Below are 12,517 nucleotides of genomic sequence, written 5' to 3' on the forward strand. Positions count from 1 at the left end.
CGGGGAGGCCGGGAATTCGGACAGCTGACACCGCGCGCCCGGTCCAGGTGCTTCTGTCCGTATCCGGCCCGTTGAAGAAGGATCCGTGCGGTTTCGGCGCCGTACAATCCGACTCATGGAGTCCCCCACCCCCTCTCCGGCCACCGGAACCACGCTGCACGGACGCGTCCTCGTGGGCGAACGTGTCGGCGGCGACGGCCAGGTGTCCGTCCACGACGGGCACGACACGGTGGCGGACCAGCCCGTCACCGTCACCCTCCTCGCCCCGGACCTGGTCGGCGACCCCGCCGCCGTCCACGCCTTCCTGGGCCGGGCCCAGAGCCTGGCCGGACTCCGCTCCCCCGGCCTCGTGCGGGTGCTCGGGGACGGCCGGGACGGCGACCACGTGTACCTGGTCACCGCGTCGACGCCGGGGGAACCCCTCAGCGAGGTGCTCGGCGGCGGCGAGCAGGGGCTGCGCTACGGCCCGCACATGGCCCTGAGCGTCGTGGCCGAGGTCCTGGAGGCGCTCCGGACGGCACATGACGAGGGCCTGGTGCACGGCGACCTCGCCCCGGGCGACGTGGTCCTGGACGCCGAGGGCCGGGTCACGATCACCGGATTCCGGCTGTTGGGGGTCGAGGACCTGACCCCGCGCTCGGACGTGCGCGCGGTGGGCGCGCTCCTGCACACCCTGCTGACCGGTGACCTCCGGGCCGAGGAGGGGGAGGCGCTGCGCCCCTCGGCCACCGTCCCCGGACTGCCGCCCGACCTGGACATGCTGGTCTCCAACGCCACCGAACCCAATCCCCGCTACCGGCCGCGCGACGCCGGACAGTACCTCACCCTGGTCGAGCAGGTACTGAGGTCGCTGCCGCGTCCTCGTGCCGAGGGCGGCGACGTCACCCAGCCGATCCCGGTCGTGGGCGTCGACGCCCTCGCGGTCGAGGCCTCCCCCGCCCGGGGCGGGGGCACCCCTCCCTGGCGGCGCCTGCCCGTCCTGGTCGGAGCCGGGGCCGTGGTGCTGGCCCTGTGCGTCGCGGGATGGGCCCTCGTGCCGGGCGGGGACGCCGAACTCCCCGATCTCGCCGGGTTCTCCCCGGAGATGGCGGAGGTGGAGCTGGCCGCCCTGGACATGGACCTCACCTTCACCTACAAGGACGCCTACAGCGAGGACGTCGTCCCGGGTGAGGTGTCCGCGACCGAACCGGCGGCGGGCACGGAGCTGGAGGGCGGCGAGTCGATCCTGCTCTCGCTGTCGGTCGGCCCTCGGCACGCGGAGGTGCCGGACGTCGTGGGCGGCACCGAGAACGACGCCCGCGCCCTGCTGCGTGAGGCCGGTTTCACCGAGGTCGAGGTGGTGCAGGAGCACTCCGCCGAGGAGACGCCGGGCACCGTCCTGTCCTCGGTCCCCGGGGTCGGGGAGGACGGCGACCGGGAGGAGGAGGTGACCCTGCACGTCAGCGAGGGGGTCATCGTTCCCGCGCTGTCGGGCATGGGGCGGGCGGAGGCCTCCGAGGCGCTGTCCGGGCTCGGTCTGACCGTGTCCGTGGTCGAGGCTCCGAGCGAGTCCGTCGCGGAGGGAGCGGTCAGCGGCCAGGACCCCGAACCGGGCACGATCCTGCCCGAGGACGGCGCCGTCACTCTCACGGTCTCCACCGGCCCCGAACCGGTCGAGGAGGAGGCGGAGGACGACACCGCCGACGGTGGCTCCGGGGAGGGCGGAGGCCAGGAGGCCCCGGAGAGCTCCTGCGCCGGTGCCGCCTGGGACGCGGGCACGATCTACGAGGAGGGCGACCGGGTCCACCACGAGGGGCGGGTCTACGAGGCCCGATGGTGGATCCAGGGCTTCCCGCCGGACCTCGGCGGGGAGTGGGGCGCCTGGTCCGACCAGGGGCCCTGCTGACCCGGGCGGTACCGGTGGCAGCACCCCGCACACCCTGACCCGGCCGCTCCCCCGCCGCCCCGTACCCCTGTCCCGCCGCTCTGGTCAGCCCCCGGGGCGGGCGGCCCGCAGGGTGGATCGGCTTCGGGGACCGGATGAGTTTCGGAGGGCTGATCAGTCTCCGGGGGTGAAGTCCGCGACGTGGTCGCGGACCCACTCCCGGAAGCCCAGGGCGGGACGGCCGAGTACCCGCGCGACGTCCTCGGACACCTCCTCGGGGATGTCGACGTTGGCGGTCCAGTGCTCGATGAGCTGGTGGGCGAAGTCCACCCCCACCTCCTGCGACAGTTCCACGAGGGCCTCGTCCAGCGGCTGCTCCTCCCACCGCGCCGGGACCCCGATCTCCTCCCCGATCATCCGCACCTGGTCGGTCTGGCTGACCACCTCGGGCCCGCTGACCACGTACGCCCGCCCCGCGTGTCCGTCGTCCAGGAGCGCGCGCACCCCCATTTCGGCCACGTCCCGCTCGTGCACCAGGGAACGGGTCGCCGCGCCGAACGGGGCCCGCACGACTCCCCGGTGCACCTTGTCGGACCACGCCAGCGCGTTCGTCGCGAGCCCGGTGACCCGGAGGAAGGTCCACTCGCGGGCGGAGCGCCGCACGGCGCGTTCCACGCCGCCCCACACGCCCTCGGTCTCCTCCGCGCCGGCGGCGGAGAGGTAGACCACCCTCCCGACCTCGGCGCCCAGGGCCGCGACCACTTCCGCCGCTCCCTTCGCGGCCTCGTCGGTTCCCGGCCACACCAGGTAGGCGGCCCTCGCGCCCCTGGCCGCGCGGGTCACGTGCGCGGGGTCGGTGACGTCCCCCGCGACCACCTCGACGCCCTCGGGCAGCCGTGCCCGCTGCGGGTCCCGGGTCAGCGCACGGACCGGTACCCCCTCGGCGAGCAGCCCCGCCACCACGTGGCGGCCGGTGTTGCCCGTGGCTCCGGTGACCAGGATCGGCCGGGTCTTCGTCGGCTGGGACATCGTGTCTCCCTCTGGATGAGTGCCGGGCTTCGGGCCCGGGGGCCACCTCGATGAGGGGCCCGGAGTCCAGTCCACTTCCTCAACCAATGTTGAGGTCAACCCCCTGGGGGGCCGGTTCCCGTTCGGCCGGGGGCGTCGGGGCACTCGATGCGCGGCCGAACCGCGCCCCGGTCTGGTCGGCGGCGTGGTCCGGACGGCGGCGTGGTCTCGTCAACCTCGGCCGTCGCCGTGGACTCGACTATGGCCGGGGTCGCTGAGCAGATCCACGCCCTGGTCGAGCAGACCGTGCAGGTGAAGGGCGAGCTGGAGTTCGAGCGCGCGGTCGGGGCGTTGCCAGCCCGCCCCGATCAGGTGCCCGATCCGCTCCAGGCGCTGCGCCACGGTGTTCACGTGGATGTGCAGATCGTCCTTGGCGCGGGACAGGTTGCCCCCGGCGGCGAAGTAGGCGCGCAGGGTCTCCACCAGCAGGGTGCCCCGCTTGGCGTCGTACTCCAGGAGCGGCCCCAGCGCGGCCGTCACGAAGCCGGGCACGTCCCGGTCCTGGCTCAGCAGCAACCCGGAGAACCCGAGGTCGTCGGTGGTGGCGGCGTCCCCGATCCGGCCGAGGGCACGCAGGGTCTGGAGGCACCGCATCGCCTCGGTGAACGCGTCCCGGAAGGTCGCCGGGCCCCGGGTGGGCCCGGCCAGCCCGGTCGTCACCGGGCCGTTGGCGGCGGCGGACAGCTCGGCCGCCACCCGTCCGCCCACCTCGGCCGGGTCGGAGCCGGGCAGGGCCAGCACCAGCCGCCCGCCCCGGGAGGCCGCCAGCCCGCCGACCGTCTCGGCGGCGAAGGCCGCCGCCGAACGCAACCGCTGCGGGTCTCCCCCGGGTGCCTCCGCAACCACCAGCACGTGCGGGGTGTCCAGGTCCGCGTGGAGCAGCGCCGCCCGCTGGCGCAGGGACGCCGGATCGCGCGCGGGCACCTCCAGGAGTTCGTTGAGCAGGTCGCCGCGTACCCGGTGCTCGGTCTCGCTGACCGATCGGCGGATGAGCAGGAGCAGGGCGGTGACCATCGCCGCCCGCTCCAGCACCCTCTGGTCGGTGTCGTCCAGCTCCACCCCGCGCAGGACGAGCGTGCCCAGGGGCTCGGCCCCGGCGACCGCCGCCGCGACCCACGCGTCCCCGACCGCAACGGCCCGCCCGCTGGCCAGGGAGGAGCGGGCCGCCTCGGCCAGCTCGGCGTCCTCCCCGGCCGCCCCGGTCATGGTGGCCGCACTGTTCTCCCGGAGCGCTGCCGTCACCCCGGTCACACCCTCGGGGGACGCGGTCACCAGCTCGTCCGAGGTGCGGTCGTGAATGCGCACCGTGCCGCCCAGGACCGCCGCGATGGCTGAGGCGACCTCCCGCACCCCTCCCCCGCCCAGCACGAGGTCGGTGAACCTGTCGTGCGCCGCCGCCGACCTCTCCACCGACGCCGTGTGCCGTTGCAGGCGTTCGTTGACGGTGTGCAGCTCGTCCAGGGCCCGGCGGGTGTCGTCGATGAGGTTGGCGTTGTCGATCGCGATCGCGGCGTGCGTGGCCAGCGACGACAGCAGCGCCACCTCCGAGTGGGCGAACGGACGCTCCCGGCGGTTGGCCGCGAACAGCACCCCCACCCTTCGTCCGTTCATCCGCAACGGCACCCCCAGGATCGCGACCAGGCCCTCCTCCCGCACGCCGTCGTCGATGTTCTCGGCGTGCTCGAACCGGGGGTCCGCGAAGTAGTTGGCGGTCACGTACGGCAGCGACGTGCTGGCCACCAGACCGCCCAGTCCCTTGCCCGGGGCCAGCCGTAGCCGCTGGAAGGTCGCTGAGACCGACCCCGACGTCACCCGCATGTAGGTGTCGCCCGCCTCCGGGTCGCTCAGAGTCAGATAGGCGACGTCCGTCCCGAGCAGGTGCCGCGCCCGCTCCACGATCGCCCGGAGCACCTGGTCGAGGCTGCGCATCCCGGCGAGGTCGTTGGCGGTCTCGAACAGCGCGCTCAGCTCCGACTCGCGCCGCTGCCGGTCCCGCAGCACCGCGCGCACCCGCAGCGCGGCCAGTTTGGCGTTCTCCAGCGCGGCCACCGTCTCCGCGTCCGAACCGTCCGAGCGGGCGCGGAGCACCGGCCGCTCGTACTCGACGGCCGGTGCGTCACGCAGCAGCAGCTCCAGGAAGAGCGCCTGCTGCTCGGCCCCCGATCTCTAGGGGGAAGGGTCCTGAGGGACAGGGGTGGTGTTCAGCTCGAACTCCAGGCTCCGTCGATGGGCAGGGACGCCCCGTTGACGAAGGACGCGTCTTCGGAGCACAGGTAGGCGACCATCTCGGCCACCTCCGCGGGTTCGATCAGCCGCTTCACCGGGGTGCGGGCCAGCAGGACCTCCGAGATCACCTGGTCCACGGGGATGCCGTGCGCCTCGGCCTGGTCCGCGATCTGCTTCTCCACCAGCGCGGTCCGCACGTAGCCGGGGTTCACACAGTTGGAGGTCACACCGTGGGGGGCACCCTCCAGGGCGACCACCTTCGAGAACCCCTCCAGCCCGTGCTTGGCCGCCACGTACGCGGACTTGTAGGCGGAGGCACGCAGCCCGTGCACGGAGGAGATGTTGACGATCCGGCCCCATCCGCGCGCGTACATGTGCGGCAGGGCCCCGCGCACCACGCGGAACGGTGACTCGACCATGAGTCGAAGGATGAGGGAGAAACGCCCGGGAGGGAAGTCCTGGACGGCGGCGACCGTCTGTACCCCGGCGTTGTTCACCACGATGTCCGTGCCCCGGGCGGTCTCCTCGGCGGCGTCCAGGTCGGTCAGGTCCAGTTCCACCGGTTCGCCCACGCCCTGGGCGGCGAGTGCGGCCAGGGCGGGTCCGTCGACGTCGACCATCCGGACGGCGGCCCCGGCGGCGGAGAGGCGCAGCGCGCACGCGCGGCCGATCCCGCTGGCCGCGCCGGTCACCAGGGCCGTCCTTCCGGAGAGATCGACCCGTGTCGTGTGGGGAGTGGGAGCGGGTGGGCCGCCGGGGGTGGGCGGGGTTTCGGTGGGGGCGGCACCGGGAGCGGGCGAGGCACCGGGCTCCGAAGGGGGGCGGAGGGAGGGTTCGGCGGGGGCACCGGGGGCCTGCCGCGCGGCCTCCGACGGGAACTCGTGCGTCGTCATGCCAGCAAACTAGGGGCGGCTCGCGGACCGGGGGACGGGGCGTGGAGACACACCCCGGTGTCGGTCCATGTGGGTTCGGCCCATGCGCGGGCCCGGGACCTCCGTGTCCGTCCCCTGGTCGGGTCCGATCCGGTTCGCGGTTCCCCTCCTCTCCGTGGTCACCGTGCTCCTGACGACGGTGGCGGTGCTGGTCGTCGCGACGCCGCGTGCCTCGGCCGCCGAACTCGCCCCGGTGCCCGCCTTCGGCACCAACCCCGGCGGCCTCTCCGTGTACGAGTACGTCCCCGACGACTCCCCCGGGGCGCGCCCTGGTCGTCCTGTCGCACGGATGCCCCCAGGACGCCGCCCCTACGCCCCGGACGGCACGGAGCGTCTGCCCCGGATCCACCACCGCCGAGTACTACGGCGGCGGGGCCGGGCCGAACACCGTCAGGGCCTCGCCTACGCGCTGGGCTCCGGGGACCCCCTCGGGCTCTGGAACACGGCGGTGCGGACCTCGCTGACCGAGTCCTCCCCGGGCCACTGGGAGCTCGCGCCGGACGGTTGCTGAGGGGCGAGGGGAGCCGTCGCGGTCGGGGCGTCTGTGGCCGTGCGGGCGGTTGTCGCGTGGTCGTCGCGGCGCGGGGACGGTTGTGAGGTCAGAACCCCGTCCCCGTCCCCTCGGAGTCCCGGGCCAGGTGGCCGAAGTGCGCGGTCACGGCGCCCAGGGCGAAGTGCGCCGCCTGGTGCTCGGTCATCGGGACGATCCCGGCGGGAACCTGGATTCTGAACGGGAACTCGTCCTCGGGGCTGATCCGGAAGTCGTCGATCACCCCTTGGGAGAGCAGGAGGGTCAGGGCCTCGCGGACGTGGCCGTTACGGTTGTCTGAAGCCCAGATCGCCATGCTTCAACGGTAACCCGAAGAGGCCGGAAAGCCGGTGCGGACGGGCTTTCCGGCCCGTCCGCACGGTCCCCCGGACCCTTGGAGGACGGGCACGACCCCCGTGGTGCCCGTCCTCGTGACCGTTCCCCCGAAGGGGACGGCTAGGGTTCCTTGACGCGGGCCTCGCCCGCGAGCACGTGGGCGGTCAGTCTCCGCAGCGCGAGCCTGGTCGCCTCGAACTCCTCGGCGGGCAGGTCGATGACCCGCCCGATGGCCTCCGGGATGCCCCGGGCGCGGGCCCGCAGCGCGGCGCCGTCCCCCGTGGCGGTGACCAGCACCGAGCGTTCGTCGGCGGGGTCGCGTTCCCGGCGCAGGAGGCCGTTGGTCTCCAGGCGTTTGAGCAGCGGCGTGAGAGTGCCGTAGTCGAGTTGCAGTACCGCGCCGATCTCCTTGACCGCGCACTCTCCGCGTTCCCACAGGAGCATCATCACGAGGTACTGGGGGTAGGTCAGGCCGAGCGGATCCAGCAGTGGGCGGTAGAGGTTCGTGACCGCACGCGAGGCCGCGTACAGCGCGAAGCACATCTGCTCGTCGACTGCCGGGAGTTCGAAGTCGCCCGTCTGGGCGGGGGATCGGTCGGGCATCGTTCCACATCGTAGTAACCACGCACCCGATGTCAAAGCCCACAATTGCCTTGTGCACAAGCAAAAAAGGGACACGGGGGACCATGTGTGCGCAACGGGGGCAAGTTCGCGCGCGACGGGGTCGACCGGCGTTCACGTCGACACCGTCGCGCAGGTTCCGGGCCGCGACGGAGGGGTGGGAGGAGGGCGGGGAGTCGTCAGGGGAGGGAGAGCGGGGGGGATCGGGGCCGGACGGGTGTTTCGTTGGCGGGGGCAGGGACGCCTCCCTGCCCCCGGCCGTGAACCCGTGACCCCGAGGCTCACTCCTCCGTCCGGTCCGGCGCGCTGCTCGGCAACCGCCGCTTGACCACCTTCCCCGTGGCGTTGCGCGGCAGCTCCTCCAGGACCACCACGTCGCGCGGCACCGAGAAGCGGCCCAGGGCCTCACGGACGTGCATGCGGAGTTCGTACGGATCCACGGAGCGGCCCTCGTAGGGCACCACGTAGGCGGCGAAGCGTTGGCCGAACTCCTCGTCCGGGACGCCGGTCACCACCACCTCGCGCACCGACGGCATCGTCACGATCGCCTCCTCCACCGGTCTCGGGAAGACGTTCTCACCACCCGAAACGATCATGTCGTCGTTCCGTCCGGCCACGTGCAGCAACCCGTGGGCGTCCACGTAGCCGCGGTCGCCGGTCTCCATCAGCCCGTCGGCGATTCGTTTGGTGTTTCCGTTGGTGTATCCGTCGAAGAGCATTTCGTTGCCGACGTGGATGGCTCCCCTGCTCCCCTGCGGTACCTCCCGGCCCCGCTCGTCCAGCACCGCGATCCTGGTTCCGAGGGGAGGCCGACCGGCGGTGGTCGGAGCCAGCCTGAGGTCCTCCGGGGTCGCGATCGTCGCCCACGACACCTCGGTCGACCCGTACAGGTTGTAGACGACGTCCCCGAACGCGTCCATGAAGTCACTGATCAACTGCGGGCTCATCGCCGACCCGCTGCACGCCACGATCCGCAGTGTCGAGGTGTCGTACCGGTCCCGGGTCGACCGGGGCAGGTCCATGATCCTCCGCAGCATCACCGGCACCGCGAACAACACCGTGCACCGCTGCTCCTGGATCGTCCGCAGTACGTCCTCCGGCTCGAACAGGCGACGCATCACCAGAGTCGCCCGCATCGACATGCCCAGCTGGACCCCGGCCAGCCCCCAGGTGTGGAAGACCGGAGCCGAGACGAGGATGCGGTCCCCGGAGTTCAGCGGGATACGTGACAGCACGGAAGCGGCGTCCTGCGGCCCCTTCGGTGTGGGGCGACGGGCCCCCTTCGGAGTACCCGTCGTCCCCGAGGTGAGCACGATCAACCTGCCCGGGCGCTCGGGGGGCGGCGGCGGTCCCGTGGAGTCCGCGCCGTCCGCGGAGAGCAGGTCCCTGGTGGGTATCCGGGGTCCCGGCACGCTCGGTTCACCCCAGGCCGTCACCCGGGGGATCTCCGGAGGCAGGCCCCGGCACAGCTCCTCGAACTCGGCGTCCGCGATCAGCAGCGAGACCTCGTTGCGCCCGATCACGTCGCCCAGGGGGCCCGCCGCCAAACCGGTGTTCAGGAGGACGGCGTCGGCGCCGAGGCGCCCGCAGGCGATGGTGGCCTGAACCAGGCCGACGTGGTTGCGGCACAGGATGCCGACCCGGGTTCCCTGACCGACGCCGAGGCCGTGGAGGTCACGGGCGAGAGCGCGCCCGAGCAGGTTCATCTCCCCGAAGGTCGTGCTTCCGGACTCGTCGATCAGCGACACCTGGTCGGGCACACGCTCACCGGCGGCGGCGTAACCGCCCGCGATGGTGGCACCCCAGGTCTTCAACGCGCGGAGCTGGCGGACGATCCGGTCCGGGCGCCCGGGGGAGAGGACCCCGGCCCGCACCAGGACCCGCGCGACCCTCAGCGTGTGCCGGAGCTTCGACAGGGTCGAGGGCGGGGGAGGGGGCGGCGAGGCCGCCGTCGCAGGGGCCGAAGGGGTCGACGGAGCGGGCGGGACCGACCCGGTCGACGGGGTGGGTCGTTCCGGCGGGGTGGGCGGGCTGCTGGCTTGGGACGCCATGAGGTCTCCGAGGGGGTCCGGGGACGGGCGAAGCGGTCCGCGCCCTCCGAGGAGCCTTCGCCTCGTGACTCCACGGAGTACTGCGACCGTAGGCGAGGAGGCCACGGACTTTCTCCGTCGTCAGGTGAGTGACTACTCGCGCGTAGTTGTCACTGGGGAGAGTGGGTTCGGCCCGGTCACGGACCGGGAGTGCCACCGAGAACCGGGGCGGGTGGAGATCCGCGGGTGGCCGGTGGGCCGGGAAGGTGAGGGATCGGCGCCCGGGTGGGCGGGCGGGCTGCCGTGTTCACGTGGGTGAGGGGAGCGTCGCGGCGACCCCCGGCAGTGGTCGGATCGAGCTGTCGAGGAGTCGAGGAGTCGAGGAGTCGAGGAGTCGAGGAGTCGACACCGGGGGAGGGCGGGGGAGTGTGCGGGGTGGGGCCGGGCCAGCGTCAGACACGCGTGACCCGACCCCGTTCACTACGGGGACCGTGCGGAACGGCCCCGCTGGATCAGCCGCTCACGGTGACGGGGCTCGCGGGGTCGTCCGCGTTGGTCACCGCGTAGGTGGCGGTGAATCCCGCCTCGCTGACGTTGGGGCAGCCGAAGCTCCCCTCCACCTCGACGGCGGTCGTGGTGTCGAAGGCCAACGTCGAAGCCGGGTCCCCGTTGGTCCACTCGCCTCCGATCGGCGCGTCCGCGTTGGGACTGACCGTGGCGGTGCAGGTGGCCAGACCGGTCGTGTTCACCACGATCCCCGCCGCCGGGACGATCATGGTGGCGAGCGAGGGCGAACCGTGCTGCATCGTCATCTGCCAGACGGGGTCGTTCACGGTGACGGTCGCGTTCACGAGGGCCACGTCGGTCGAGCAGTCCGTGAAGTTCGGGGCGTTGATGGGGCCGCCCACCGCGCCGTCGGGGTTGTGGTTGTCGGGAGCGTCGGGGACCAGGTTGTTGCCGTTGCCGGGTGAGGTCGCGGACACGTCGCAGGTGATCGTGACGTCCCCGGCGGTGAAGACGGCCGATCCGACGAGTTCGGCGGTGAAGGCGGCGCCCGCGGGCTCGACCGTGGTCGGGCCCTGCTGCTCGGCGAGGGCGGGACCGCCCCAGCCGAGGACGAGCGCTCCGACGGCGGCGACGGCCAGGCAGGAGCGGGTGCGGGATCTCGGTCGCGGAACCGACATGGGTACTCCTTGGGTGGGGTGGCCGGGCGGCCCCTGGGGAGGACGCCCGGCGCGACTGGAGGTGTGTGCACGCGCCGACGTAGGTAGACGTCACTTGTCTGACGGGAACCCGGGACGGGTGGGCGGGGTGGGCAGGGGTACGGTGCCCACTCGCCCCGGGGGATCAGTGGTCTCGCGGACTCGTCGGCTCCCTGTCCCGGGGAGCCCGGCGACGACCGCTCCGTCGACGGGGTGGTCGTGCGAGCGGACGCCAGGCGAAGGCCAGACCGCCCCCGACCAGCGCCAGCAGGGTGCCGACGACGAGCCCGCCGAGGTTGGACAGGACCAGTGCGCCCAGGGCGATGAACCCGGCGAAGCTGCCGGTGATCACGTGCTGGTTCGGGGTGAACCAGGTGACCAGGCCAAGGACGATCAGCATCCCGCTGAACACGAGGGTGGAGACGGCACCGATACCGAGGTGGAGCATCAGCTCCACGGGGATCCGGGTGACCAGCACCATCTCGATCCCGGCCAGGATCATCAGCAGTCCCGCCAGGAACGGGCGCCGCCTACGCCACCTGGTCCACGCTGACCACGGGGTCCGGTCTCCTCTCAGAAGCACTCGGCGTCCCCACGGGAGACACCGAGGCTGAGGTTGTGGAGCTTGAAGGTCCCGGCGGAGGCGGCTCGGGCGGTCTGCTCCAGGTCCTCCACGTGGATGGTGTCGGACTGCATGCCAAACAGGTCCGTGTGGCCGCGGCCCGAGCCGAGCCCGTCGGGGCCCTTGTCGAGGGTGGAGGCGTCCCGCCCGATCTCCATGTTGGTGAACTCGGCGTTGCCGTCCATCTGTTCCATGTCGATGACCAGGTCGGACGCCTGAACCGGGGTGCCGGCGTCCCCGGCGGTCAGCATGAGGGAGATCGAACCGACCAGGGGGAACTCCGTGGTCAGGACGGACTGACACAGACCGGTGATCTCGGCGGACCTGATCCCGGCCGTCGCGAGGGGGACGGGCTCGTCGCGAACGGTCGCGTTGACCCATCCGAACTGGGTGAAGCCCTCACCGTGCATCTCGTCCGCTGCGATTTTGAACTGCTGGCCGGAGATGCTGAAGGAGGCCGCCAGGGCGCCGCTCGCCATGGCGACGAGGATGCCGCCGATGGCCGCCCCGGCTGGGAGGCAGAACAGGGCGAAGCGCTTCCAGCTGGTGTGGCTCCCGGGGGAGTCCGTGGAGTACGTGGTGTCCGGGCTGTTCGAGGAAACGGAGGAGGGGGAGCTGGTCGAGCTGGGGGCGCCGCCACGGCCGTCGGGGGATGGGGAGTCCATGCGAGTCCTTCCAAGGGTGCATGACCGCGTTGCGCCCGCCGTCCCCCCGAACTTCCGGCACGCGGCCCGGCTGAACCCTCCCGTGTGCGGGTGGATCCGAGCCAGAGAATGTGTTTCGGTAACGCTGCACATCATGTATCGGGATCGGCTGGATATCAAGAGTTCCAGGTGAAGTTTCGGAACCTTTTCGGGGCGGGGGAAAATGATCTTGTTCCGGAGTTTGGGCGGCTCTGACGTGCGGGAACGCGGGAAAGCCCGTGATGGGTGCGGTTGTTTGGGAAAGTCAAGGGTGAAGGAAAGTGGTTCGCGGCTTTCCTTTGTCACCTGGGTAAGGATTTCCTCTGTCCATGGTGCTCATTTCGGTGAGTGGGTGTGTTCCCAGAGGGGCCGTGGGGTTGGGGAGTGAGGCGCGGGAACCGCCT

General features: G+C 72.2%; 11 protein-coding genes. 2 read left to right on the plus strand and 9 right to left on the minus strand.

The annotated features are described in order from the left end of the window. Nucleotides 1-115: 115 nt before the first annotated feature. Nucleotides 116-1,885, plus strand: a complete 1,770-nt coding sequence (locus AC0VYL_RS00185) for a PASTA domain-containing protein (protein ID WP_475481971.1) — start codon at nt 116-118, stop codon at nt 1,883-1,885. A gap of 153 nt (nt 1,886-2,038) precedes the next feature. On the opposite strand, the gene AC0VYL_RS00190 is transcribed toward AC0VYL_RS00185, so the two are convergent. From AC0VYL_RS00190 to AC0VYL_RS00200, 3 genes are all read right to left on the minus strand, one after another. After that, nucleotides 2,039-2,893 carry an SDR family oxidoreductase gene (locus AC0VYL_RS00190; RefSeq protein WP_475481972.1) on the minus strand — a complete coding sequence of 285 codons (855 nt, stop codon included), beginning with the start codon at nt 2,891-2,893 and terminating at the stop codon, nt 2,039-2,041. A gap of 210 nt (nt 2,894-3,103) precedes the next feature. Beyond that, nucleotides 3,104-5,068, minus strand: a complete 1,965-nt coding sequence (locus AC0VYL_RS00195; protein WP_475483589.1) for a helix-turn-helix domain-containing protein — start codon at nt 5,066-5,068, stop codon at nt 3,104-3,106. Nucleotides 5,069-5,133: 65 nt separating this feature from the next. Then, nucleotides 5,134-6,051, minus strand: coding sequence for a 3-hydroxybutyrate dehydrogenase (locus AC0VYL_RS00200; RefSeq protein WP_475481973.1), 918 nt, complete (start codon nt 6,049-6,051; stop codon nt 5,134-5,136). A gap of 82 nt (nt 6,052-6,133) precedes the next feature. Between AC0VYL_RS00200 and AC0VYL_RS00205 the strand changes: the two genes are divergently transcribed. Further along, nucleotides 6,134-6,601 carry a hypothetical protein gene (locus AC0VYL_RS00205; RefSeq protein ID WP_475481974.1) on the plus strand — a complete coding sequence of 156 codons (468 nt, stop codon included), beginning with the start codon at nt 6,134-6,136 and terminating at the stop codon, nt 6,599-6,601. A gap of 88 nt (nt 6,602-6,689) precedes the next feature. Here AC0VYL_RS00205 and AC0VYL_RS00210 read toward each other — a convergent pair whose 3' ends face one another. From AC0VYL_RS00210 to AC0VYL_RS00235, 6 genes are all read right to left on the minus strand, one after another. Then, complete coding sequence (locus AC0VYL_RS00210) at nt 6,690-6,935, minus strand: hypothetical protein (RefSeq protein ID WP_378747100.1); 246 nt, start codon at nt 6,933-6,935, stop codon at nt 6,690-6,692. Between the two features lie 140 nt (nt 6,936-7,075). After that, entirely contained in the window at nt 7,076-7,558 is a 483-nt protein-coding gene (locus tag AC0VYL_RS00215) for a MarR family winged helix-turn-helix transcriptional regulator (RefSeq protein WP_475481975.1), read from the minus strand. 299 nt (nt 7,559-7,857) lie between these two features. After that, entirely contained in the window at nt 7,858-9,627 is a 1,770-nt protein-coding gene (locus AC0VYL_RS00220) for an AMP-binding protein (protein WP_475481976.1), read from the minus strand. A gap of 491 nt (nt 9,628-10,118) precedes the next feature. Next, nucleotides 10,119-10,790 (minus strand): hypothetical protein, encoded by a 672-nt coding sequence (locus AC0VYL_RS00225; protein ID WP_475457614.1) that lies wholly within the window; start codon nt 10,788-10,790, stop codon nt 10,119-10,121. A 163-nt stretch (nt 10,791-10,953) separates the two neighbouring features. Then, nucleotides 10,954-11,391 carry a DUF6114 domain-containing protein gene (locus AC0VYL_RS00230; protein WP_475481977.1) on the minus strand — a complete coding sequence of 146 codons (438 nt, stop codon included), beginning with the start codon at nt 11,389-11,391 and terminating at the stop codon, nt 10,954-10,956. Then, nucleotides 11,382-12,095, minus strand: coding sequence for a DUF6230 family protein (locus tag AC0VYL_RS00235; protein WP_475481978.1), 714 nt, complete (start codon nt 12,093-12,095; stop codon nt 11,382-11,384). Before AC0VYL_RS00235 ends, AC0VYL_RS00230 begins: the two co-directional genes overlap by 10 nt. Nucleotides 12,096-12,517: the final 422 nt, after the last annotated feature.

The sequence above is a fragment of the Nocardiopsis sp. iso_238 genome (assembly GCF_056173325.1).